A 24,829-nucleotide genomic window follows, 5' to 3' on the forward strand; every position below is an offset into this window, starting at 1 on the left:
AATCCCCAAAATTTTGTGTCTTAGCTGCGCGTCTTTACCTGCCTCAACAAGGAGGCAGTACCAGCGCTACCTCTAAGATGCGGCGGCAAAATGTTCCAGCAAGTATCCATGTCAGACGAGCAGTCACCCACCGACATGCCCAGCGGCGAAGACAACAGTTGCCAGTCGTTTCCTGGGTGAGCGCCACGGTCACCAATGCGTAAGACAGCATCTAGCGGGCAGCCGGCCAGTGCCGCGACATGCTCTACTACTTTGATTTTGGAGCACTGCGACCCAAGCACATCCACCGAATGCGAACTCAACCAGACTTGGATTGCGCTCAGGCTGTGCTGATCGAGTGTTTCGCGTGTAGCGCGCCACGTCTCTTCCAAAGATAGACCGGGGGCGGGCGTAACCGTGATCTGGTGTTTTCGACAGCGCAGGGTTGCCAAGCCTTTGGCTTCCAACTGGGCGCGCAGAATGATGCAGGCTTCGGACAAGGGTAAAAGCGTCGGCTCACCATCCAGGTCAGGCAAATCCTCCTGTAGCGTCTGAATCAAGGCGCCGTTGTGGTAGCCGATTCGTACGCGCGACCACATCGGCTCCGGCAACACGGCACGCAGATCCTTCTGGACTGAGCCGCCACGCCCGGTGGCCACCCCTAGCCACACCCCGGCTTCTAGCAACCTAATCAGTTCCTGCACGATCTCCTCTTGAGGAGGGTCATAGCGCTTCTCGCTGTCGACCAGCGTGCCGTCATAATCGACAACAATGGCCGTCACCGTGGCAGTTTCAAGCCGACCTCGGGCTTGAAGGTATGCGTCTAACCAGAGCCGGTGTACATCCGAGCCAGGCAGGATAGCGGGGGACTTGCGGCGGATGGCGCACTCGGCTTGCTGCAGCTGTAACGTGCCAGGGTATGGGAAGCCACCCTCGTAGAGTTGCTCGCCAAATCTGGGCACGCCTGGCCGGCCAGGATCGCGCCCAACGCGTTCGGCTACCTCGGCAGTTAGATGAATCGACAGGGATAAGGCTGCCAGGCTACCGAGCAGTCCGTCTGCGGGAAGAGCGATAGCTTGCTTCGGAACCGAAGCTGGGATTAATGCTAGCGTCGGCCGGGCAAGTTCTTCGGATGCCGGTGTCCACAGAGCAAGAATCGAGGTGCGGTGTCCGCGATCAGCGATCCAGAAATGACGGCCATGGCTGAAGTTGCGAAAGTCAGCCGACCAGAGATTACCCAAAGCTGTCTCGACGAAGCGCGTCTCCAAGTCATGAACACCCAAGCTAGCCCATGTGTCATGTAGGACGATCAGCTCGTGGTCGCTGGGCAATGAGGCAGCCAAGCTCGGCGCGGTCGCCGCACCCCACGCCAGCTGGTGCCGGCAGAGCTCATCGTCCAATGGTTGAGGCAGATCCAGCCAGGGCGCGTAGGCTTTAGCCAGCGCACACGCCATCGCCCACACGCTTCCTGTTGCCAGAAAGCCATCCCCCTCGGTCTTGAGATCAAACTCCACCACTTCGCTACGCAGCTCCTTCTGGAGCCAAACAGCCAGGGGCGTACCTATGCGACCGATGAAGGCTACGACCCGAGAATCACCACGAGACTTTGCCACGCTCGCGGCATGACGGATGTCAGGATGTCGACCGCTGGCCGATACCAGCCACGTCACCGCGTGTACCGGCGCGGCCAGAGAGGCGTACTGCAGTGGGGTCATGGCTACGGCGGCACAACCAAAAAAGGTGCGCTGCAATTGACAGACCCACTCGGCAATGACTTTGGCCCCACCAGAAGCCACAACGATCAAGCCGTAAGCTCCGGCCAAACTGGCTTGCGCCCGTAAGGCGGTAACGACTGTATCGGGGGGGCTGCTCTGTGCCAGGCGAAGCTCGCCCAGTTCTTGGCGGTACGGCCGACCCATCTCACACTCCTAGTGATAAAGCTCATCCTAGCCCAACGGGCCTCACGCTGTCCGCGCAAATAGGGCAGCCGCCAGCCGGTCGAGCGAACTGGCTCGAGAAACTATCTTATCGGCGTACCCCCTTTCTAGGGAGAGCTTCCACGTTTGTTCGCATTGGCCGCAAGCGGGCGCGCCTTAGGGTGTGAATTATTTACGTTGCACCCGCTTTGTGGGGTGCTCCCATACTTTCTCCGGGATAGGTTCGTGGAAATAGCCGTGTATAAGCGGACATAGATGGTGCAGTGGCTGCTCCTCGCCCACCAGTGGACACACGCGGACGGTGTATTCGGTCAGATTGGCACTACTATGAGCTAGTCCGACTCAATAGGGAGTTGCACTCATGCGCGGTGCGGCTAAAGGGGTGATCTGGGTAGCGGGAGCATGCGTGGCACTGGTAGCTACGTTGCAAGCCTGGGAGTACTTCCAAGAAAATTGGTCGCTCGACGCAAAGATCGAGAGGGCGTGTTTGGCGAAGCTAATGCGGACGCAACCACCCAAAAGCGAAGTGTTGGAAACGCGCAGTTTCCAAGTGAACGATGATTCGGCAGCCACGTTGGCTCACTACTCATCTCTGATTGAGATAGGACAAAGCAGGGCAGAGACTATCAAGGCTCGGATTGCCGAAACCGAACGTGGTGCCATTAAGCCGAGCGAAAATCCCAAGCCGCCTTCTGAGGAGAACGATTACACTGGTCTGGTCGAGACCATGATCATATTATCATCCCTGAAAAGGGATCTCGAAAAGGAAGAGGCAGAATTATCCCGAGACGTCGCTAGTCGAAACCGCATTCAGGCGGGACGGTTCAGTGACTACGAGCTCGTGGTGCTGGTGTCGCTACCCGGTCAGGAATCAGATGTCATTTCCGCTCTATGTGTCGCGCCTAAGGGGCTGGGAAGCGCAGAGACGGTTGATAAAGTTCAACTTGTAACGTCGGGCTGACCGATTTTGATAGGGGTCCAGTTAGGTAGTTTGGCGTCTGGACCAGAGGTGGAATGCTAGGAGCCCACAACTAGCGCGAACCTGTCAGGGCTCTAGCAATCTGTGAGCCGATTTAGCCCATGCCGGTGGGGGTATGCGGCCAGTAGCCACCAACCAAGCCATCCGCAAAGCATGAGCATCAATAAGTGCATGATGACGACGAGTGCGTTGCTCCGGATTGGCGTCGAACCATTCTTCCACCAGCATTCCCGTTAAACCCTCTTTCAGCATGTGGGTCATGACTGGGCGCGGGATTGGTCCGCATGCCTGTGCTTGGACATCTGACATATCGAAACCTGAGAGGGCATGACGAAGCAACAACAGATCATTTGGGTAATCAGCCATGATCGTCGGTGCCTGCATTGAATTCAGGAAGGCGCGCAAATTCGCTGTGATCACTTCATCTGACAGCGCAGCATTTCCACGATCAAGTAGAGGGTAGACCACGTCTCGAACAAAATCGGTAGGTGCTGCTGGCAATTCAGCGCGCTCAGCATAGAAGCTAAGCGCGCCATCCTCGCTTACCAGTGCTAGGCTAACCAGTTCGGAGCCCATCGCATCCGCCCATTCGGTATCGAGGAATAAGTAGGTTGGCGTCATAGAGCCCTTCTGAGATCAAATAGGAAAACCGGAGCCGTACAAATCTGCGGGCGCGCACGAAAAGGAGCAAGCCTTAGCCTGGGCGTTGGTCAGTCATCGCCGGCGCCCGTAACAGCCTGTGCCAAAGCCTGCAGAGCCAACGTATCCACGAGCGGCTTGGTCCAATTGAGCATGGATTTTGGCGTCCTACGAAGGAAGTCACCGACGGTTCTATTCGTTCCGTCAATCACGTGAGACTGAGCCCCTTCGACAATTGCTTTCAAGAACCTCACGTCTTCCCGGGCGAAGGGTCCTCCCGACTTTGGAATGTACTGTGCAATGTAGATTCTTGATCGCGAAAGCCTCAAGAAAAGTGTAGCGGGTAGACCGACAACGACCGCGGCATCTTCAGCCTCAAGCCCAACATGCGAGGACGGTTTTAGGTGTGCTATTTCGACCCTAGAGACAGCCATCCGATTCATTACACCCTTTTTCCGGGAGAACAGCTTTAGCCTGATGGCCCTGTAGACATAGACCGGATCACAATCAGTCAGGCTCGCAACGTCATCTGCATAGACCCAATGTTTGAGGAACTCCTCGGAGTCACGGAGTCGCATGGAGCGATGCCTGGCTAGACGCTCGGAAAAGCCCGCACCTGGGGGCGTACGGCCCGGGAACTCTTGGACAAATGCACGAGTCAAGTGTCCAACGAAGGTCAGGTCGGGAGTTTTCGAGTTCGCGAGATGACTCCTTTTGAACCAACAGAAGGCTGTCGCCGTCACGAGTTGTTGAAATCCCATCTTTCTGCGCCGAAGCACGCCGTGTTCCGTATCGATGCCTTTACTGAAATTCCGTAGTGCTTCAGCAACAACAGCTAAGGTTTCGATTGATGGCACCCTGATCGACTCATCTTGGGAGGATGGCTGGTGGTCGCGGACGAATTTGCACATCTGGCGAATGAGGCTCAAGAAGGCAGGCAGATCTACTTCATCAAATATTGAAAACGCCAGAGGAACTTGCGCGATTGAAGGATCACAGATGAGCTTTGCCCGTATGGCCTGAAATAAGGACGCAGTCGCATCAGAGCATCTCGGCAGCTCGGCCAGGCCCCGAATAGGTATGCCGCACCTGCATAGCCCAGGCCCGGACCTGTTCATACGAAAGCTCGCGCCGCAGTCATGGCATGAACCTACGAGAGGAACACCGTGAATCGGGCAGTGCGTGACCTGCGAGAGGTGCCAACTGGCGTCATAGATGCCGTCTGTGTCAATGCAGATGGGGCAAACGCTGTGATGCGTAAGCGACAATTCCATTAAGCGCATGCGCTGACCCAAGAGGTAGTATGACTTGTCACCGGTCCGACGAATCTCTAGACGCTCTGCTGCGGAAGTATCCATGAGCGTCAGCCCTGTGAAGGCCTCTTTAGAGCCGCCGAATGCAGGATTGCAATAGCTTGTTAAGCGCAATTGTGAAAGGAAAATATTGGGCGAGGAATACCCATTGGCCTCACAGAGCCTAAGTGCATATCCAATAGCGGATTCTCGTGGGTCAGCTGGTGGGGTTACCACCAGCGGTACGATGGAGTGGCCGGCTTCTTGAGGATCAACGCTCAAGTCAGAGCCCTCGCGATCTCCTTCTTGACGGCAGCTTTGGACGGCGATTTTGTGGCTACAGCCAATGTACCCAGATGCGTCTGCCTGTCTTCCTCCTCATAAGGCACCTCATCTGCCAAAGTCATCGCGTGCTTGCAGAGATCGGGTACTACGTTCTGGCTTAGCGCACCCAGGAAAGGGCCATTCTCCAACCGCAACTCATTGCCGAACCAAATGCTTGTACTGAACGCCTCAGCCAAATCTTCCATGCGAATTGCGGTGCGGTTATCCCAGATCGCATTTTTGACCGCGCGATCCAGGAGCTTGGACAGCAGGCCAATTCGTCCACCGCAGGCAATGAACATGCGCAACGCCAAGTCAGGTAAGGACAGGTTTGGCACCTCGAATGGGGCCATTTCCCTTTGGATACAATTCAGCAGGGAGCGGAAGATCCTCCGTGAGTCTGGATCGGCCCAGTCGTAGACCGGCACCTCGATCGTCGCGTCGAAGCGGCTGCGCAACTGCTCACTCCTCAAGATGATTTTCTTGGAGCTGGGCAATCCCACGCAGACCAGACTGAAAGTATTGCGTTCGACAAGTGCTTTGAGCCAGTCGGTCGCGCCGGTAAGTAAGAAGCGCTGCCCCTTGTCCACCAAGTGCTGAAACTCGTCGACGATGATCATCTTGCACTCGACCTTGTGCAGCAGGTTCAGCAGGCGCGAGAGCATGTTGGAGTAGGTGCCCCTCATCCAATTCGGATCGCCCAGCGCTTCTAGAAGCGCCTCCATCAAACCCTTGATGGTGCCTTTAACCGGGGCTTGTACATAGATCACCTGCTTCTTCAGGCCGGAAGGCGTACGCACTGCAGGGAACTGTGCCTCGAACTCCCGAAAGATGAACGACTTGCCTGATCGGGAGTGGCCAACGAAGTGCTTGCAGGTAGGTGTACTGGTAGTACTGGTTTCCCTCAAGGTGCGATGCAGACACCGTTGCGCCAATGCGAAGGAGGGAGTGGGAATAGAGAGGTTCTTGATCTTGTGAAGTTCGGAGAGCAGCGGGAATTCGGGATTCATGCGAAGAGTTCCTGGTTGTATTGATTGGCGGTGCTGGCGGTAAGTTCCAGCAGGTCATCGTCTTGAAAGACGGCAGGGTGAAATGCAGGCGCGGGTGGGACTGCTACCGCGATTGGGAGCGTGGACCCATTGGTACCGGGCCGGCTCTTGGGTCTTGGCGGCTTGGACTCAGGCTTGGTCATCTGCGTGGAAACATCGCCATGCAGGAATCGAGCCTGGTTCTTTCGCGTCCTGCGACGATTCAGGAGCATGTCTTGTTGGATCAGTTCCCGAATACGCCGCTTGGCGTCGGCCAAGCCGACGGTGGATTGCGACTCCTCGCTGAGCGCGTTGGCGTATTCGCGGCACTTACGGTGCTGCCAACGCGTCATCCCTTGGGCGTATGCGCTATCGACCGCTTCTACTTTGATGTACTTGCCGGTGTCCGGACAAAGCACGTACAAATGGCCTATGTCCTCATCGTTGGTCACGATTTCCACCGTGATCCGGTCACCATGACGATGACGAAGAGATGCCATGTCCGAACTGTTGTAAAACAAGGAATCGAACAGGATTCCCTGGTGACCTAGAACGCGGTGGTCTCGTTTTCCGAATGCCGCATCGACCCACTCGGCCGAATCCGGCAGATGACGGTCCACCTTGTCGATCAGTCGCGTCCACTTAGCGGCAGGGCTTTCTCCCAGGGTGGTATGTCTGCGCTGGTGGTAATAATCGACGGTCCAAATGCGCAGGATGCGGTTCAGGGTGCCCAGGCTGATTAAGGCGTGCTTGGAGCTGTCGTAGTCGCCCTTCTCCATGATGTTGGAGAAGGTTCGACCCGGGATGCCGGAGATGAGGTCAGATTGCAGGGTTCTGAAATAGCGCTCGATCTTGCCCTTGTACCAAGGCTTGCGGCGGGGACAGGTTTGAACGGTGGTACCGAACTGCCCGGCGGCATGATCCAGCGAGAAGCCATGAAACTCCAGGCCATTGTCCACCACGAGCATACGGATTACCCCCCATGTCGGCCATGGGTTGTCCACATCATCCATGTCGTCTTTGGGAAGCATGGCGTGTCGGAGTGCACGCATGACTGTCAACGCGCTAGGCTCATCGAAGCTGAGTGAGTACCCAAGGATGAGACGCGTGCATTCGTCCAGGATCACCGTTAACCAGGGCCGGCCCAAGGGGAGGCCCTTTTTCTCGTCAACTACGAATAAGTCAAGCCTGCAGTGGTCAATAGCGGCACGTTCCAGTGGGAGCTCAGCTCTCGCTCCTTCGCCTGTGCTCCTGAACTTGACGCTGGCTGCGCGAATGCCATAACGCGCCGAGTAGACGTCGTAAGCATCCAGCTCAAAAATCCGTGTCTTGAGGCACTCATACCCGACGTGCGGCAAATATTCGGACTCAATGCGTTCGAGATTGCTGATGTCGATCTGGTCGTTGATAGCCCCCAGCACTGCCTTGATGCTGCGGCGCTCAGGCGTCAAGTACAGGTCGTGGATGAGCTGATCGATCAAGTCCTCGATGTCAGGATGCAGTCGGGTCTCGCGGTTGCCCTTCAGAGCATGACGATCCAGCAGTGCGTTGATATTGCAATCTGCCTCCCGGTACTGTTGGATCCATTTGGTCACGGTACTGGCATGCGGACATGTCGGTAGGAGTTCTCGTTCCGGGGCTTTTAGGGCATTCCAGATCGAAGCCACGATTGGCGCGAAAGTTGAACGCGTGGTCGTCACGCCCTGCAGTTTCTTTACAAAGTGCAGGCGCAGTGCCGCAAGCCGACTATGAGCAGGGTTAACGGATGCCAACAGCGCATTGCTCACGACACGCATCTTGGCGCGTCTGTCAGCCGAAGGTTCTGCAACCTGCCTGAATATCAGCCGGCCCTGTTTGAAGTACTTGAGCATCTGCTCCTGGGTCAGCTCATGCCGGCGAACCTTTGCCGTGTCCTCAAACTCGATGCGGCCCTCGCCCAATAGGCGGGTGATGTGATGGCGCGTGCCGTCCAGGTCGAAGCGCTGACCGACCGCAAATGTGCCTACGCCCATAGCCAGCCCCCTTCCACGCCGGAGGCCCAGATGCGCGATTCCGAAGACAGTGGGAGAGCCAGATCTGTATGCAGGCGACCTTGCATCAGATCCCGGGCCAGACCTATCGCATTGGCGGGCATGCTCCACCCAAGCTCGCCCAACGAGATGCCAGGTGTACTGCTCACTTGGTGGTAGGCCAGCAAGGATTGATGCTCGCTGGAGACACCTCGCCCGCGCTGCAGCAGTGACCAGGCGTTGGACAGGCGGGTCGGGCCAGGCAGATCCCGCTCGGTGATCAATCGATAGCCCACACCGACAGCCGAAAGCAGTTCTGTCAGGTGCTGCGTGCGCTCGATCAGCACTGCGTCCAGGTCGCGTGCGAACTTCAGTTCCAGAAACCATGGTCGGCCGCGGTGCGCGACGGCAAAATCTGGGATATGCCGGGCTAGGCCTTGTGGCGTGTCGAATTCCATCATCACCGGCTGTTCGGCGAACCAGTCCACGGTCGGGCAGGCGTCCAGCAGCATGGCTACCTGGTGTTCCAGGCCGGACTCCACGTGAACCGCCCGTCCCAGTTTCAGACTGATGAAGCGGTAAATCGGGCGCATCGCCGCACGGCTGAGGAGTTTGCGTACGCGGTCTTGGCCCTGCTCAGGCCATCGCCAGTGCACGCGGGCGTTTGAGTCCAATGGTGGCGCCCATCGCAGGGACGCACGGGGAAAGGCTGGGCTCGTGGGGCCCAGGTACATGTCAGGTAAGGTCATGGGATCGTCCAATACAACCGGCGTTAAGACCGGCCGAGAGAGGGAACAATCCGGGCAGCAGGGCATCTCCCATGCTTGACGGGGGACGGCCGCGCAGCTAGAGTTACGAAAAAGCCCGCCAAAGCTTTTGAAGTAACTCCAGAAGGCCAGACGAAAGTCTGGCTTTCTGCGTTTCTGGCCCGGGGTTTAAGACACAGCGTTCGGGCTTATTTCATGGGTCACTCCTGTTTCGAAGGCCTTGCGGCAGGTTGACCCGGCGGCAGGCCCACCGGGCAAGTCGTTTCCGATCTCGCAATCCAGTGCGCCACCTCTCGCGTGCTGGCACACCATCCCCGCTTCCCTGGTTGCATGAACAGCGCTACCGCTGGCCCATGTCGATGCAGGGACTGCCGGAAGGCATCGCTGGAGGGATACCCCAGCAACTTCCGCAAGTTGGCCCCACTCAGAACCGGGCCGAACTCGGTTAGCAACCAGCGCTCAAGGGATTGGGCGCGCTCTTCGTAGGCGAAATCGGCTTTGGTCACGGGTAGGCGGTATTCTTTAATCTCCCGAATAGTAAGGCGAGCCTGCCGGTAGCTCTCTGAAAAACCCTGCTCGCTCTTTTTATCCCCTTGTGAATCTGCCTGTGGTAGCGCCTATCGCCGTGCCGACGGATCTGGCAAACAAGGCGCTCTGGGGGGCGTCCCTGCGACGTTCCGTGGCCTTGGCTACCTACGCCGAGGCAGCCTTGGCGACCGGCATCTGGGACCCATTGAAGCTGGAAGCCGAATTGCTCAGGCGCAAGCCAAGCACGCTTTCGACGCGAGGAGATAGGCAAAGCAAACTGTCGGTGCGGGGAGAGCTGCGCAGCCTGCTGAAAGGAAGTGCGCCTCGCAAGCAGCTCGTGGCCCGCATCGCTTGCAGTCTGCCGGATCGCGCGGTCACCTACTGGGCCAACCACCCGCTATTCCACATGCTTGATGCGCAGGGCAACGAGCCGAAGCTTCATGCCAGCATTGTGTACGCCTTGGACTCGCTGGAAGGACCTATTCGGGACTACTTCTGGCGTGGTGCCGAGACGAGCTGGGACCGTGGCTCAGCTAATCTGCAAGCTGACATCTTCCCCGAGTCAGCGGCGCTGGAGGCCGCGCTGAATGACCGCAAGAAGTGGGAAACGCTTAGCGAGTTGGATTGGCTTGTGCTTAACGTGGCTGTCTACCTCAAGCAAGGGTTGCGTCGTAAGACATAGATGGATGCTTTGGTATGCGCGGGAGATTGGCAATGCCCTTCCCTTAATCGATTCCATTTGTGAGGTCTGATCATGATTGCAAAATATGCCCTATTGGCCCTCGGCTGCTGCGCTTCACATGTGGCCTGGGCGGAAACTGTCAATGCGGTCTCGACTGGTAAGAGCGAGGTGGCCGCATGCGCCAATGCCAAAGCCAATGCAGCTAGGCAATGCGAAACGGGAAAAGTAAAAAAATATGAATCTTGCCAATGCGAAACTGGTGAGTTCTCGGGCGGCGATAAGCATCAGTGCGCCATAGACGCAGTTTGCGAAGCACACAAAGGCGAGGATGAACACTCCAGCACACAAAAAGTACCCGTGCAGAGAGATTAGAGCGATGCGGGCAATAGAGGCTGAGCGGTCTCACCGATGCAACGCCGGACAGCTGGAACACCATTTCTCGGTCCATGCTCGTGCTCCGCTCTTCATGGTGCAGTCCGCACTGGCCCGCATATCCGCTGGCGGGCGCATTATCAATCTCTCGTCCGGCCTGGTAACACACCGACGGGGAGCGCCAGTAGGTGTTCGAGCGTTTCTACCGCGCCGGTGTTGGTCATCGCACGCAGGGCATAGGCATGGGTCTGTCGCTTGTCGAGTACGTGGTCGTTTCGCATGGTGGACGGCTGCGCTGCGGTGCCGGGCTCGACGGCCATGGCTTCAGCGTCGAGATATGGTTGCCCGTGCCGCTGCGTGTAAATCCCAAGCCGGCCGCCCCCGGTAAAGCGTAGGTGTTCGCTTTGGGTCGGGGAGATGCACGTTCCGGGTCGTACCCCGCACGCCAGGTTTGCGGTCGCGTCTGCTGATTTCGGAGTGTCAGCTACTGGCCGAAAGCGGGCATGTGTCGGGGCGGTTGGCTGAAACATTACATTTGCATCGCCAACTCAGGTTTAACGAGCGCAGAGTACTGCAATGGGGAAAGTCCACCGAGGGAGTAATGCGGCCTCGACAAGTTATACCTCGTTCTCCAGTCTTCAAGCATGCGGCTAACTTCAATCATGTTGTGTAGCTCATAGCGATCCAAGACTTCTTTTCGCAGAGTTCCATTGAATCTCTCTATTAGGCTGTTGTCGGCACTGACATAGGGCCGGCCATAAACCCGCTGAGCGCCTATTCTTTTCATCCAAGCGACGTACTCGGAGGCTTTGAATACACTTCCGTTGTCGGTCCGTATAGCCTTGGGGACTCGACCAGACGAATGCAGCCTTTCCAGACAGCGAACTACTACGCTGGTTGTTTGCCTAACCACAGGATGAGTGAGCAGCGCTTCCCGATTGAAGTCGTCAATGATGTTCAGAATCCAGTAGCGCTTTCCCCTGAACAGCCCGTCTGCCATGAAGTCCATCGACCACATGTCGTTGGGGGCGGTTTGCGCCTGCATGTGCTTGCGAACACGAGCGGGGGTCGGAAGCTTGGGAGCGCTCTTGCCACCGCGGCCCGGCAGTTCCAGTTTGGCAGCTTTATACGTCAACCAGCAGGCCTTCCTGCTATTGGGCTGATCCTTCAAGATGGCATTGAAGACCTTATGAAATCCTTGGCCAGGATTCTGTTCGAAGTATCGCTTCATGTCTGCGATAAGGTTGGCGTCGGCCGTGGCAGCCACCTTGCCGCTGCCAGCGGAAGGGGAAAGGCCAACGATTCTGTTGGCGGCGATGTGAGGAATGCCGAAGTTTGCACGGAGGGTCGCGGCCATGACCGAGCGAGGCCGCTGGGCCGGCTGCATGCGCTTGATGACCTGTCTGGAGATATCGATATAGCTGCTCAGCTTCTCGACACGGCTGGTCATGATCGTGAGTTGGTGTTCGAGCCGTCGAATCGTTTCAATCCACCTGGCATCGAGGCCCGAGTATTGCCTGGTCAGAAACCCAATGTGACCTATCGTGATTCCATACCTTCGCGCGATTTCTTTTAAGCTGATGCCGTCCTCATGATCGCGGAGCAGTCTCGCAATCTTTAGGGAAGACATCGATTTCATGGGCTTGGCTCCCGCGTGGGGATATGAGAGTAGCCCTAGCTGTGGTTCGCGGGGCCCAGTCAGGCGTAGACGCTGACCAATGCAGCATCCCTGTTACGCATCTCGACCACGACCGCGGTTGTCACGCCAGCAGCATCGTGGCGGGCGCCGGCCATCACCTCAGCGGCTTCCAGGGCGTCATCCCGCCTGGCGAACCTGGTAGAGGTCCCAGCCATGCATGGCCGGCATGATCACGAAGAACTCAGCTTCCATGGCTTCACACAATTCCTAGGCTAGTCCACCGCCCAGTCATTTTTTGCGCGATCAAAAACCCGAGTCGTCTTTGCTGTCGCCCTAACCAGGTTGATGCCATTCACAGCGTCTGCACGGTTCTTATAACCTTCCGCCGAGTCAGCGACAATGTCCTTGTGATTTGCTGCTACCAATTGCCAACGCCACTCGCCTTTCACATCTTTGTAAAGATTGAAGTACATGAGGTTCACCAAGTTAGTAAGCAAAGGATCAGACTGAGATCGAAAAGCTACCCCCGGCCCAGCTAACCGCTTGCTCAAGGCGGGACCATTTTCCTTCTGCAGAGCGACAATTCTTGTCAACGCAGGGGCATGCTTCCGGGGGCAGAGATAGGGTGCCGTAACGGCTACGTCACCACAGTCAGTGGATAGCGCCAGAAGAGGTAGGAATTCCCTTACTCCTAACCGAATGGACTGCGGCGTTCACCGTTCATCTATTCTGCGTACCTGAATCTGCAAATCACAACGTAAATAATTCACAGTGAGCGCGGCTTAGACATCGAGTTGCGATGTAGCGCGCCGCAGGGGGCGCCGGAAGGATTGGTGGAAGGAGAGGCGGCGAGAAAGGCCTTATTTCAATCTCAGTGGTTAGGATTCTTTTTGAGAGAGAGGCGTGGGCGCAGTCTCTGGTTGGGCCCAGCCATCGTCCCAAGAACAGTAACTGAGAATATCCGCTTCTGGCCGGAAGCCGACACAGGCTGATCGATAGCAGGCCCGAACGGATGGGTCTACGTTCCCAAGGTGGCATTCGTTCGGAACTTGTCGATCCAACCATTGCTCCGGATTCATGCCACGAAGCATTTGATACAATGACAGGTTCCGCTAGCCAGCGTGAGTGTTCACGGCCTGGCCCCGATCGGGAAGCAGGTTGAAGGTCGTGGAGCTATAGGGGTGGAACTCCGGCAGAATGCTCACGATCTTCCCATTCTCGAAGAAGTGATGTGCGACACCAGGGAACATCCGCGGATCGACAGGATGCAATGCCCGCGGGTTGTGAAACATCGAGAGTCCTTCTGCCCAACTCTCGTGCGCTTCGCCTGGGGCGATCTCGATGCAGAATGGTTCTGGAAATGCCGCGTTGTCGTCATGCTTGTGCTTGTACCCGATGCGCAGCATACGCTGATCAGCGTGGCCGAAGCCGGCGAGGCGACCCATGCGGTTGAACTTTGACATTGTGCCGGTTGCGGAAAAGAGCACGGCACTGATGTTTTCCGCATCCGGCTGGAAGAAGAAACCGGAAGGAATCTTCTTTCCTTCGTACTCATGAACCTCGAACTGCTCGGCAGAAATGATGAGCTGCCCGTTTTCATCCCGCCGGAAATCGTGCGAAAGGCCGTAGAGGTAGTTGAACAGCCCGCTCGACGTCCATAGCATCGACTGCTTCTCGTGAAAGTCGGCGATCGCGAAGACCAAGGGATGCCCCTGTACGTCGGGCAGGGTCCAGTATGGCTTCTTGCGCTTGAGCTTGGACCAGAGCGCACTCCCATATTTGATGGGGATCTTGGTCTGGTTGAGCCGGTGGATTTCCTCCGGAAGCCGCTTGATCGGCAGGTCCGCGGGACGCAAAGGCGGTTCGCCGCCGGACGAATTGACGGTCACGGCCTCGATGAACACTTTCGCCAACCCATCGGACACCAGGAAGTCGGGTGCCGGCTCGGGCTTGCTGACGAAGAGTCCTAACTCCAGCAGTGCCGCGTAGAGGTAGAGTTCCCAGACCCGTGCGTCAAAACCGGCGGTCTGGAACTGCTCGACGAAGTTTCCGTCGACATCGACGACATGACGCATCATCTCGGTCATGATCGACCGTGCCGGAAGAAAATGGTCACTTTGGCGCACATGGTCGAACGACGGGTGGAGCTTTCCTAGGGGCGCCGAGGGCGTGAACAGGTCAATCCCCGCGTTATCGCCGTCCTCATCATCCTGGGAGAACTGCACCGTGCCTTCATTATGGTGGGCCTTGAGGCGCGCGAGCAGGGCCGCCCGGGCCACGCCGTGCGTCAGGCTGGCATTCGTTTCGATGGCCCGAAAGCGCTGCTTCTCGTCCCGACCGAGAATGACGTAGCCGAAGTCCCCATCCGTGACGTCTCGGACGACGACTCCGAGCACGCGCTCGTCCAAGTCTGAAAAGTACTCCACTTCCTTCCCGACGAACGCGACGATTGGCGAACGAGCCCATGCCACGAACGCATTGAACCGCTCTTGTGAGAGCGGCTTGACATGGTGTACCGCTAGCACGGTCGCGACGCGCTCCTCGCGCGTCCTCCCTTTTATCCTGGCCTGACCCATTGGATGTCCATTCCTTATCTACTGTCCACAAAATCGCACGATACTTGAACTACCGAGCCCTCTGCCAACCGTGCGGTTTCTGGCCGCTCGGGAATTGGTAACCGGGGAATCGGAGCCGAACGTTATGCTCCACTGACATTTGTACCCTGGAACTCGTGTCGCTTGGTTGAATCCAAGGCATGGAGCGGACCACGGTGGTTGGAATCGACTGCCACTGGGGATAGACTGGTCGCGGCGCCCGCCCTGCTTGCACACGAGCAAAAACAGGCCTGATCCCTAAATCGATTCGACTTCTGGCCCGGCTGCCGGGGATTTAAACGTGTGCGCCTGACCCGGATCGGCTTGGCCATCGAGGACGAGTCATGACCATCAAAGAACAAGCCTACCGTACGCACGCGTTCCTCCAGGCACGCGGCGTCACGTCACTCAAGCGCAGCCATGTCCACGAGCTGCTCGCCGCCGCGGTGAGCTATCCCACCCACGCCGCGTTCCAGCACGACGCGACCTGGTGCGATGTGCCTTTTAGCCTCACGGGTATTGATCCCGACCCAGGCGCCATACGGATCCGCTGCCGAGAGCTCGGTCTTTCTGCGGACGAGGGTGAACGAGTCGTAGAAGGACTGCCCCTTCTTCTGCACGACGCCGGCTATGCACCGGTGCGGTTCGAAGCGCTGATCGCGGCGGTCGAAGGTCATCAAGATGACCCCGACTGGCACGAGTGGGTATGGATACACGTAGTCGAGCCCACACACGGGGCCTCGGGCCTCAACTTCGAACACCAGCGATTGCTGCTGGGAAGCTTAGAGGCGGCGGCCCAGCGCGGGGTGCCGGCGGCGCACTTGGCCATTGCGAAGCTGCTCGAGTCCGAGGCGATGCTGTTTGGCGACGAAGAGGAACGAGTGAGGAGGCAAGTAAAACGCGAGGGTATGTGGACGAGCCCGTTCGTGAGCTTCGTAGATATCGAGTCCAACGGACTGCGCATGGAAGAAAAGCACCGCCATCACCTGCTGGCCGCGGCTCGGGGCGGCGACATTCGTGCACTAATGGAAACGGCCGAACGCTACGGCGACCCCGCAGTTCTCGAACGAGCGCCGTCGGATGAAATGGATCCGATGAGCATGGTCGAGATCGCTGGTGAGCACGGGGATGGAGAGAAGGTACGCTACTGGCTAACGGTCGCCGCGCAGGAAGGCCACATCGGCGCAATGCGCGAGTTGATCCTCGACCATGACGAGCCAAACGGGAAGGCATGGGTGTGGATGCACCTGTCCCGCCTACTGCAGCGCGACCTGAGCCAGGACCGGTACGAAGCTATCAACGAGGATGGCACACCTTACGACGATGACGCAGGAGGACCTGCCTATGTCGGCGGCGACGAGGGCATCGACTTGAACCCGCTTTCGAGCGGTGCCGATGCCGTTGCGCGCCAGACGGCCGAGCAGCTATTCGCCCGCATCAATGCCCAAAGTGATCGCATTTGACGCCGGCTCCACTCAAAACGCTAGGAACGCTGGTGAATACCAGCGTTCCGCTGGCCTTTGTGATCGGCCCCATGGAGGTTGTCCTGCTCACTTTTGCGACATATGTAAATAATTCACACCATGACTGTAAATAATTCACACCAGGCTCAATACCTAGAAACTTCATGCGGATACTGCCAGATCTCACATTTCCGCCGTGGTTGCACGGCTAATAAGGCAGACCGATACTAAGCGTGCTCTTCACTGGTAAGCCCAGTGGGGAAGAAGAACTGCGACACCGGTGGGGACCGGCAGCTCAACGCCAGACACTAAGGGAATTGCAGAATTGATTTAGCCAATGCGCGTCGATTCCGCGGTTGTGGCTGCGTAGCGATGCGGGAAGGGAGTTCCGCTATGCCCGATACATCCTCTTCGCGGATTTCCTATTCTGCCGCCGCCCTTTTCCTGCTGGTTATAGCGATTCTGATTGCACCTGTCGGCGCACTGGTCACCGATGTCCTCGCTCAGTCAACAGGTGGCAGCCCGCCCCAGTTACTGGTGGCAGCTGATCCACTTTCCGACGCGGTCTCCGCTACGGCCGCTGAGTTTCGGGTGGATGAGTCGGGTGCGGCAGCGTATTCGATCCCCCTCTATGCCGTGCCGGGCACCGCCGGGGTGGTGCCGCAGCTGACCTTGAGCTATTCCAGTCAAAATGGTGATGGCCCAGTGGGTAAAGGGTGGGCCATCGGCGGGTTGTCCTCGATTTCCCGATGCCGCGCGACGCGGGAAGCGGGTGACTTCATCGGCGCGTCCACACCGGATGGCAATCCGACTCCGATCAACTTTTCGGCCAGCGACCGCTTCTGTCTGGATGGCCAGCGACTCATTCCTTCCAGTGCCACCTGCCCCGCCGCCAGCGGCATGACGGCCGCCGCCTTGGCGACCGAGGTCGATTCGTTTGCACGTGTGTGCGCTTATACAGCGGGCAGTGCCACGGGTGGACCCAGCTTTTTTACCGTCGAGCGCAAGGATGGTTCGACCAGCTGGTATGGCGACCGGGACAACAACAATGCCTCCAATCGCCCCGACGGCTACTTCGAGACCAATTCGACCCTCAATCCCGCCGCGGCCCTCACCTGGGCACAGACCCGGTTCCAGGATTCTACCGGCAACTACATTGACTACTTTTATTTGGAGAACCCGGCCGGTGCCGGCACGGGCGAGCACCTGATTAGCGAAGTCCGCTACACCGGTAAGACGGTGCTCAGCGGCCAGTCGGGTAGCGCTGCGGCGCCTTACGCCAAGGTGGTGTTCAACTATGTGGCTCGGCCTGCCGCAAAGTGGAGCAAGGGCTATGCCTCCGGCGGCACTTTCACCCAAAGCCGCAGCCTCTCAAGCATCACTTCGTGCGCCACTTTGAGCTGCACCGTCCAAGAGCAAGTGCGGCATTACTTGCTCACCTATGCAGTCAGTGTTTCTGGCAGCAACTTCGATACGCTGATTGGCCTGCAGGAGTGCAGGGACAACACGGCCGCAGTGTGTGCATCGCCTACGTCCTTTGTCTGGAGCCAGGGCAAATACGAGTTCGCCACCCAAGAGACGCCAGCCAATCTGCCTCTGGACGTTTCTAGCTTCGCTGGTTTCAAATATGGGGATCTGGACGGGGATGGGCGTTCGGATCTAGTGTACCTGCGGGGCGGCTCAAGCAACTGCGCCACCAACTTCATCGTCACGGCCCTGAGCGTGCTCGATAGCGCGAACCGACCCGCTTTCGCGGGCGGCAGCACGCTGTGTTTACCCGCTTTCATTACCAACCGTGGGGAAGGTGCCTGGCACCTGTTCGACTACAACGGCGACGGCAGGGACGACTTGTTTGTGGCCGGCCCCGAATGGCAGGGCTGGCGGTTGTTTCCTTCCAATGGGTCCGGATTCGATAGCAGTCAGAACCTGATTGCCGGCCTGTCGTCGATCATTCCCTCTTACCCTGACAAGAACGACCAGGTTCAGCTGGCCGACCTCAACGGCGATGGGTTGACCGATGTGGTCTACCCGAACGGCGGCACGCTGCGCGCTCGCATCATGGAACGGCAGGGGGCTGGTTTCGGCTGGGGTATCGAGAAAACTATCGCCATCGATCAAGCCTCGCTGGACGGATGTGCCCAGCAAGATCCCGGCGACGATTGTTCCTACGCCGTTGCCGGCGCCCCCACTCCGAAGACGAATTTCGCCCAGTTGACGGACTTCAATGGTGATGCCACTTCGGACCTGCTGATCCAAGTCACCACGACGATCACCCAATACAACTACGGCACACCTGGTTGTCCGATTGAGCCAATAGCGCCTCCGCAGGCTCAATCCACGGATCAGCCATCGTTGGCTGTATTGCCCTACGTTATACAAGAAGATTCTTCGACGGCCGCAGCGGAAAGCGTCGCGGCTGACTCTTGCGTCGTAACTACGATTACCAACAGGTTGCACGCACTATCGGTCCAGTCGTTAGGCGTCAACGGTGTGGCTTTGAAGTCGTATGGCGTAGTGTCGCCCGGCAATCCAGAGACCATTACGTTTGCAGATGCCAATGGCGACGGTCTATCGGACGTGTTCTATCGCGCTACCACCAACAGCGATTGGGTTTACCAGCTCAACAGGGGTACCGGCTTTATCTCCGGTGGAACATTGACTCAGACCGATTACCGGGAGCAGACCCGCTTCCAAGATATCAATGGTGACGGTCGAGCCGACGCGCTGATGCTTACAGACAGCGGTGGCAACAAAGTCTACGCGGTGCGCTATGCCCTCAGTACAGGAGGCTACGCAGCAACGACAACGCCAATTCTGGGAGGCAATGCCCGTCTTTGTACGGGAAGTTGCAATGAAGATCTATACGTGCCGATCTTCTCCGACTTCGATGCGGATGGAAATCTTGATCTGATGTCGATCAGGATGGAAAACAATCCGGCGCTTTACGTCTCCCGCTCCAACAGTCGATTCGAGCCGCGCGATACGCTGGTAAAAGTGGTCAACGGCCTGGGTTCGGAAACCGACATCACTTATGCACCGCTGACCAACAAAGACCTTTATCGTCGTGACACCGGCTCGCGCAATGGCTTGAACTGGGGCCGTGGTGCTCCCGTACTGGACCTGCTGGCGCCCAGCTATGCCGTGGCCCGTGTCTCCAGTAGTTCACCGCAGCTTGGAGCGCCTAGCGCCAAGGCGACCTTGCACTACCGTTACGCTGGCGCGCGCGTGCAGGCGGGTGGCCGGGGCTTTCTGGGCTTCCGCGAAATGATCACTATCGATCCCAATCAATCGGGTGGCCATGTTGTTACCACGACCACTTATGCCCAGAACTTCCCATTCGTGGGCGTGCCTACTCAAACCATCAAAGCTGCGGTTTTGAATCAGGCCTACCTGGTGCCAACCTGCCTCAGCAGCGCCATCACCAATGCCTGCTATGCGACCCCGGGACAAGGCTTCCCGAGCCTGGGTGGCAGTGTCTTCTCAAACGGTGTCCAAATTTGGGAGGTCGCTCCCGCCAGTTTAGCGACACAGACACCCTTGAACGTGCGCACCCTTGGCACGGAAGAATCGTTACGCGATCCCTTCACTGGATCTCAGACCAGCAAGGTCAGCACCGCTTTCACTTATGGCAGTTATGGCAATGTCAGCCAGACCAGGGTCGACACCTTCAACGGTACCGAAAGTGCTGCAGCTGTTACGGTCATCACCGCCAATACTTACACCGACGATGTGGCCAAATGGCGCCTGGGTCGCCTGACTGCGAGCACGATCACTCACCGTAGGCCTAGCCAACCTGATGTCGTGCGCACCACGGGCTTCAGCTACAGCATGGGCGGCGCAGCGACGGGATTGTTGTCGGAAGAGCGAACCCAGCCTGGTGGCAGTGCGGACCAGGCACTCACCAAGACTTACACACTCGATCAATATGGCAATCGCGTGCAGTCAGTGATCTGCGGTGCGCCGGCAACCTCCTGTAGCACCACAGGCTTCCAGTTCCATCCCGCTGCATTGAACGCGGTGAAGCGTTACTCGCGCGTCGAGTACGACGCGCAAGGACGGTTCCCGGTAACCACGATAGAGCCGTTCTGGAATGGAACGGGCACGGTGGAACTTACGACCAGTCGCGTGGTGGAACGCAATATTTTCGGCGACGCGGTCAACGTCCTCGACGTCAACAACGTACGCACCTTTGCGGTCAAGGGCCTGTTGGGGCGTGACTATTACGGGTGGGCGCAGACCAGTCCCAACGCTACCCCGGGCAACGGGGGCATGACATCGCTCACCACCTATCGCTGGTGCGGCAGCCAGGTGAATTGCCCGCAAGGGGCGAAGGTCAGGCAGCAGGTCGTTACCTTGGGATCCCCTCGCCAATGGACTTACCTCGACGTCCTGGGGCGACCGGTGATGAAGGCGGTTGAGACTTTCAACACCAACGTCATCGGCAAGGACGTAGCCGCAACCTGCACGGCCTATGACGTTACCGGCAAGCCCATCAAAGCCTCCAATCCGTTCTTCCTGGCCGGCACGGGCGGAACCGATGGGCCCACCGGGTTGGATGCGGTCTGCACCTCAGCCTCCCGGCTCTGGACCACCACCACGTACGATTTGCTGGGACGCCCTACCCGGGTGGAAACACCGGACCCTAACGGCACCGCGGCGGTCACTAACGCCTATAGCAACCTGACGACAGGTGCCAGGGATCCCCGTGGAAATTTGACCAATAGTTTCCGCAACGGCAAAGGGGAATTGACCAAGGTCGTCGATGCCACCGGGCTGGCCACGTATTACAACTATTTTGCCGACGGCACGCTTGGCAGCGTCTTGCGCGATGCCGGGCGCGGAACGGTCGGCAACTATTTCGGCTATGACGTACTGGGCCGCAAGACTTCCCAGCAGGACCCTGACAGCGGCCTGAGCACTTTCCAGTACAACGCGCTGGGCGAAGTGATCGTGCAGATCGACGCCAAAGGACAACGTACCGAGAACGAGTACGACGCCCGCGGCCGGGTCTGGCGGCGAACGGTGAAGACCGCCGGCGGCACCATCGAGACCCAGTCCACTTTCACTTTCGACACCGCTACCAATGGTGCTGGCCAGCTGGCCAGTGAAAGCATCACCGGCACGTATGCCGCATGGAGCGGACAAAGCGCCTTGGCCTTGGGCTACACCCGTAGTGCTACCTACGACGCGATGGGTCGTGGCCTGACCACCGCCACCACGATCGATGGGGTTGCCTACGCCACCTTCACGCATTACGACGAGTTGGGCCGCGCCTATCGCGGCCAGGACGCAAGTGGACGCTGGGTCAAGACCGAGTACGACGCTCGCGGTTTCGTACGCGCGGTTTGCAACAGCATAGAGACCGACACCGCACCCACGTGTCCTGCGGATGCCAACACTTACGTCGCCACGTTGACCACGGACGAGTGGGGCCATGTCACCAAGGAACGGCGCGGCAACAGCGCGGCGCTGGAGGTCAACCGAACTTACTACGCCCAGAATGGCAAGGTGGCCGAGATTTGCGGCGGTACCAGCGCGGGCTGCAACTTGGTGAAGGAAGGGTACGGATGGGATCTGGCGGGCAATCTCAGTACGCATAGCAAGGAAACGCGCTATGTCGAGACCTTTACCTACGACAGTCTGAATCGGCTGCGCACTACCTATCTGGCACAGCAGGACGGTGTGCCCGTCAATCAGCTGATGCAGAATTATGAGTACGACCAGTTGGGCAACATCTGCCATCGCGACACTCATGGCTGGGCCAGCCGCGACTACACCTATGCTGGTCGCGCCGGTTGCGGATTGGGCGGGGCCAACAGTACGCAAGGCTCCGGCGGCACGGGGACCTTGGGTCCGGGTCAGGTTACGGCGCTGGTGGACGCCACGACCCTCAACCAGTACTACGATGCCAATGGCAACATGATCCAGCGCGACGGGCCGGTGGCGGGCAACGATTGGGTGCTCAAGTACACCGCGGCCAACCAGGCCCACGAGATCACCAAAGACACCGGCGAGCGCATGCGGTTCTGGTACGGCGCGGACGGGGCGCGCTACAAGAGCGAGGACGGAGCGAAGAAGACGCTATACCTGGGCAATGTGGAGATCGTTACCGATGGCGCTGTCGTGACGACACGGCGCACCATCGCCGGCGTCATGCTGCAGACGGTGGTGGGAACCACGGCCACCAACTATTACCTGTTCCATGACCAGCTGGGCAGCCTGGTGCGTATCGCCAATGCCGCCGGTGCCGTGGTGAGCAGCATGGATTTCCTGGCATTCGGCGGGCGTCGGAACACCGATACCCAAGCCGCCAACGGTACGCCGCCCAGCCTGACGCCGCGCGGGTTCACCGGACACGAGATGCTCGACAGCGTGGGCCTGATCCACATGAACGGGCGCATCTACGATCAGTACCTGGGCAGATTCCTGCAGCCCGATCCGGTGATTCAGACACCGGATAACGCGCAGAGTTGGAATGCCTACACCTATTGCTTCAACAATCCATTGGCGTATACCGACCCCAGCGGGAATATCAGTCTCAGGCAGGGATTGGCGCTCGTCATTGGGGCAGTTGCTGCAATATTCGGCCAGTACTACATCACCCAGGGCATGTACGCGGCCGCGTTCGGGGTGGCGATTGCTGGTGGATTTGCGGCTGGGTATGTGGGCACCGGGACGCTGAAAGGCGGGGTGCAAGGGGCCTTTGCGGCAGGGCTAACAATGGGTGTCGGAGTTGCTTTTCAAGGTGCGAACATCTATGCACAGATGTTTGCGCAAGGACTGAGTGGCGGCATCGTAGAAGGCATGAATGGCGGCGACTTCGGCAATGGGTTTCTGTCCGCCGGATTGACGACGGCCTTCATGCCGCAGGTGGGCTTCATTAATAATGACTATGCTCGGACTGCGGTAGGAGCCATCGTCGGCGGGTCGATTTCAAAGGCCACGGGCGGGAAGTTTGCTAACGGAGCGATCAGCGGAGCTATCCAAGGAGCGATGTCGAAAACCAATCGCGCAGAAGAACTAAATGCCTCAGGCAATAATGAATTTGGCTCATATGAAACAGAAGCCCCAGAAGGATTTAACCTGCTTCGCGAGAAGTACCCAGAAATTGACGCTCGTATGGACTCATACTGGGATAGTTCTTTCAAAGGAAATTCAAGGAGAGAATACGGATTCCTCGGTGTTGAGAACCTTGAAGCGACGCAGATGCGTTTTTTGCAGCTGGAAGCAAAATGGTCATGGAACCCAATGTCATTTGGTTACAAGTCGATCGCAATGGATCCGAGTACGCTAAAAGGGAAGTTTTTTGCAGCAGGATTGAATCCTGCGGAATGGAACATCAGGGTTGTCTATCACACACACCCGTTTGATTTCTGCAATGCTTTCTGTGGCCCCGGCTCTTCGGGGCTCGGACCTTCCTCAGGAGATCAAAGCCTCGCAAACAATAGATACTGGTCGAAGAGCTATTTCGTGGTTCGTCAAATGCAGGGCATGACTGCACAAGGTATTCCAACCTACCAAGACCTTTATTACGGACCTAGCGCAATGAATCCAAATAGCAAGTAAATTGAAAATTCTTTGAGGTGATCAATGCAGACGAATTTACTCAAACCAAAATCGACCACCAAAAAGTGGCTGGCGGCATTGGCTCTTGTCGGAAACTTGGCGATACTGGCGAGATATTTCTTGGCCTCGGCCGTCGTTCTGTTAGGCCTTAGAGGAGAAGCCTTGACTGGACAAAGCTATGACTGGCCTATGCGTGTAGTCATAGTAAGCGCGATCGTTTTTGTGCTCACAGCATCGCTTCTGATTGCCATGCTCCCTCTATGGAGAGATAAATGGAAGGCGCGATTGGTTGTCTGCATTTGTATATTCGGAATCGCATCTATCGAAATAATTGAGTCAATCCTGGTCTACATTACTTACAGACCATTCCATCTCTACGAGTGGAACTATTATCTATACGGCCCGCTAATGATTGCTTGGGGTGTGGTCAATCTTTTCGTTCTAAAGTTTGAGAACCGCAGACCAGGTTAGCTGCATCAGCCTTTCTCATTAGTGGGATGCGCAATGCATAGGAAAGTCAATCGGTGGCTTGTAGTTGCAGCCACCCCTTTTTGGGCTGTCGTAGCATTTGAGTTATTCGCGCGGTAGGTCATCTCGTGCCGGGGAAAGTAAGCGACATAACCCGAGCCCACATTGCGGCCTCGTCCAACCTGGGCTGCACCGGGTCCGTCTATTAGGTAGTTAGCCCACATGAGATACGTACTCGCAATCCTCGCCGTCTCTGGACTTCTATCGGCTCCTCTTGCCAGGGCGGAAGACCACCTCGCTCCGTGCGGCGATTTCCTGAAGGGGTACGAGAATCGAGTTGATGTAATAGCACACGGAGCAATGCCTGGGAAAGTCGATTTCTGGGTGACGGTCATTCCTTCGTTTGAGCCAGAGTGGAGCATTGGTGTTTCCACAAACGGAAATAAACATTTTTTGACCTATGTGGTTTTTGATCGGTCTCTGTGGCATGGCGGCTGGGTTTCATCAGGGCCAAATACCATGAGGCACGATTCCTCCAGCGGCTATGCCAAACCCAAAGCAAG

15 protein-coding genes are annotated in these 24,829 nt (G+C 57.6%); 6 read left to right on the forward strand and 9 right to left on the reverse strand.

Annotated elements, in window-relative coordinates:
• Positions 1-20: 20 nt before the first annotated feature.
• Positions 21-1,898 (reverse strand): HAD family hydrolase, encoded by a 1,878-nt coding sequence (locus tag CSC73_RS05710; protein WP_163839450.1) that lies wholly within the window; start codon positions 1,896-1,898, stop codon positions 21-23.
• A gap of 379 nt (positions 1,899-2,277) precedes the next feature.
• Here CSC73_RS05710 and CSC73_RS05715 point away from each other — a divergent pair, with 379 nt between their 5' ends.
• Positions 2,278-2,877, forward strand: coding sequence for a hypothetical protein (locus tag CSC73_RS05715; RefSeq protein ID WP_163839451.1), 600 nt, complete (start codon positions 2,278-2,280; stop codon positions 2,875-2,877).
• Between the two features lie 84 nt (positions 2,878-2,961).
• Here the strand turns inward: CSC73_RS05715 and CSC73_RS05720 are convergent, their stop codons facing one another.
• The 5 genes from CSC73_RS05720 to CSC73_RS05740 all read right to left on the reverse strand — a co-directional run bounded on the left by CSC73_RS05720 (position 2,962) and on the right by CSC73_RS05740 (position 8,780).
• Entirely contained in the window at positions 2,962-3,516 is a 555-nt protein-coding gene (locus CSC73_RS05720) for a 3'-5' exoribonuclease (RefSeq protein WP_163839452.1), read from the reverse strand.
• Between the two features lie 89 nt (positions 3,517-3,605).
• A complete protein-coding gene (locus CSC73_RS05725; RefSeq protein WP_163839453.1) occupies positions 3,606-5,108 on the reverse strand; it encodes a TniQ family protein in 1,503 nt (500 codons plus the stop codon).
• On the reverse strand, positions 5,105-6,160 hold the full coding sequence (locus tag CSC73_RS05730) for a TniB family NTP-binding protein (RefSeq protein ID WP_163839454.1): 1,056 nt from the start codon (positions 6,158-6,160) through the stop codon (positions 5,105-5,107). The genes CSC73_RS05725 and CSC73_RS05730 overlap by 4 nt, the downstream gene beginning before the upstream one ends.
• Positions 6,157-8,190: a DDE-type integrase/transposase/recombinase gene (locus tag CSC73_RS05735; RefSeq protein WP_163839455.1), complete on the reverse strand. Its 2,034-nt coding sequence runs from the start codon at positions 8,188-8,190 to the stop codon at positions 6,157-6,159. The genes CSC73_RS05730 and CSC73_RS05735 overlap by 4 nt, the downstream gene beginning before the upstream one ends.
• On the reverse strand, positions 8,181-8,780 hold the full coding sequence (locus CSC73_RS05740; RefSeq protein ID WP_163839456.1) for a hypothetical protein: 600 nt from the start codon (positions 8,778-8,780) through the stop codon (positions 8,181-8,183). Before CSC73_RS05740 ends, CSC73_RS05735 begins: the two co-directional genes overlap by 10 nt.
• An 859-nt stretch (positions 8,781-9,639) precedes the next feature.
• Between CSC73_RS05740 and CSC73_RS05745 the strand changes: the two genes are divergently transcribed.
• The 3 genes from CSC73_RS05745 (at position 9,640) to CSC73_RS05755 (ending at position 10,931) form a co-directional block, all read left to right on the forward strand.
• A complete protein-coding gene (locus CSC73_RS05745; protein ID WP_163839457.1) occupies positions 9,640-10,164 on the forward strand; it encodes a hypothetical protein in 525 nt (174 codons plus the stop codon).
• A gap of 72 nt (positions 10,165-10,236) precedes the next feature.
• The gene (locus CSC73_RS05750) at positions 10,237-10,536 is read left to right on the forward strand and encodes a hypothetical protein (RefSeq protein ID WP_163839458.1); all 300 of its coding nucleotides are present in this window, start codon (positions 10,237-10,239) and stop codon (positions 10,534-10,536) included.
• A gap of 188 nt (positions 10,537-10,724) precedes the next feature.
• Positions 10,725-10,931: an ATP-binding protein gene (locus tag CSC73_RS05755; protein ID WP_163839459.1), complete on the forward strand. Its 207-nt coding sequence runs from the start codon at positions 10,725-10,727 to the stop codon at positions 10,929-10,931.
• A 134-nt stretch (positions 10,932-11,065) separates the two neighbouring features.
• Here CSC73_RS05755 and CSC73_RS05760 read toward each other — a convergent pair whose 3' ends face one another.
• From CSC73_RS05760 to CSC73_RS05770, 3 genes are all read right to left on the reverse strand, one after another.
• Positions 11,066-12,175, reverse strand: a complete 1,110-nt coding sequence (locus CSC73_RS05760) for an IS3 family transposase (RefSeq protein ID WP_163839460.1) — start codon at positions 12,173-12,175, stop codon at positions 11,066-11,068.
• Positions 12,176-12,447: 272 nt separating this feature from the next.
• Positions 12,448-12,648, reverse strand: a complete 201-nt coding sequence (locus CSC73_RS05765) for a YegP family protein (protein ID WP_163839461.1) — start codon at positions 12,646-12,648, stop codon at positions 12,448-12,450.
• 639 nt (positions 12,649-13,287) lie between these two features.
• Positions 13,288-14,751 (reverse strand): hypothetical protein, encoded by a 1,464-nt coding sequence (locus CSC73_RS05770; protein ID WP_211840823.1) that lies wholly within the window; start codon positions 14,749-14,751, stop codon positions 13,288-13,290.
• Between the two features lie 362 nt (positions 14,752-15,113).
• Between CSC73_RS05770 and CSC73_RS05775 the strand changes: the two genes are divergently transcribed.
• Together CSC73_RS05775 and CSC73_RS05780 are read left to right on the forward strand one after the other, a co-directional pair.
• The gene (locus CSC73_RS05775) at positions 15,114-16,232 is read left to right on the forward strand and encodes a hypothetical protein (RefSeq protein ID WP_163839462.1); all 1,119 of its coding nucleotides are present in this window, start codon (positions 15,114-15,116) and stop codon (positions 16,230-16,232) included.
• A 393-nt stretch (positions 16,233-16,625) separates the two neighbouring features.
• The gene (locus CSC73_RS05780) at positions 16,626-23,798 is read left to right on the forward strand and encodes an FG-GAP-like repeat-containing protein (protein ID WP_163839463.1); all 7,173 of its coding nucleotides are present in this window, start codon (positions 16,626-16,628) and stop codon (positions 23,796-23,798) included.
• The last annotated feature ends 1,031 nt before the right edge of the window (positions 23,799-24,829 follow it).

The sequence above is a fragment of the Pseudoxanthomonas sacheonensis genome, assembly GCF_010093305.1.
Taxonomy (GTDB): domain Bacteria; phylum Pseudomonadota; class Gammaproteobacteria; order Xanthomonadales; family Xanthomonadaceae; genus Pseudoxanthomonas_A; species Pseudoxanthomonas_A sacheonensis.

What these genes read in the sequence shown, in the direction of transcription:
- CSC73_RS05710 (WP_163839450.1), bottom strand. Translation starts at nt 1,898, where the DNA reads ATGGGTCGGCCGTACCGCCAAGAACTGGGCGAGCTTCGCCTGGCACAG.
- CSC73_RS05715 (WP_163839451.1), top strand. Translation starts at nt 2,278, where the DNA reads ATGCGCGGTGCGGCTAAAGGGGTGATCTGGGTAGCGGGAGCATGCGTG.
- CSC73_RS05720 (WP_163839452.1), bottom strand. Translation starts at nt 3,516, where the DNA reads ATGACGCCAACCTACTTATTCCTCGATACCGAATGGGCGGATGCGATG.
- CSC73_RS05730 (WP_163839454.1), bottom strand. Translation starts at nt 6,160, where the DNA reads ATGAATCCCGAATTCCCGCTGCTCTCCGAACTTCACAAGATCAAGAAC.
- CSC73_RS05735 (WP_163839455.1), bottom strand. Translation starts at nt 8,190, where the DNA reads ATGGGCGTAGGCACATTTGCGGTCGGTCAGCGCTTCGACCTGGACGGC.
- CSC73_RS05740 (WP_163839456.1), bottom strand. Translation starts at nt 8,780, where the DNA reads ATGCGCCCGATTTACCGCTTCATCAGTCTGAAACTGGGACGGGCGGTT.
- CSC73_RS05750 (WP_163839458.1), top strand. Translation starts at nt 10,237, where the DNA reads ATGATTGCAAAATATGCCCTATTGGCCCTCGGCTGCTGCGCTTCACAT.
- CSC73_RS05760 (WP_163839460.1), bottom strand. Translation starts at nt 12,175, where the DNA reads ATGAAATCGATGTCTTCCCTAAAGATTGCGAGACTGCTCCGCGATCAT.
- CSC73_RS05765 (WP_163839461.1), bottom strand. Translation starts at nt 12,648, where the DNA reads ATGTACTTCAATCTTTACAAAGATGTGAAAGGCGAGTGGCGTTGGCAA.
- CSC73_RS05770 (WP_211840823.1), bottom strand. Translation starts at nt 14,751, where the DNA reads ATGGGTCAGGCCAGGATAAAAGGGAGGACGCGCGAGGAGCGCGTCGCG.
- CSC73_RS05775 (WP_163839462.1), top strand. Translation starts at nt 15,114, where the DNA reads ATGACCATCAAAGAACAAGCCTACCGTACGCACGCGTTCCTCCAGGCA.
- CSC73_RS05780 (WP_163839463.1), top strand. Translation starts at nt 16,626, where the DNA reads ATGCCCGATACATCCTCTTCGCGGATTTCCTATTCTGCCGCCGCCCTT.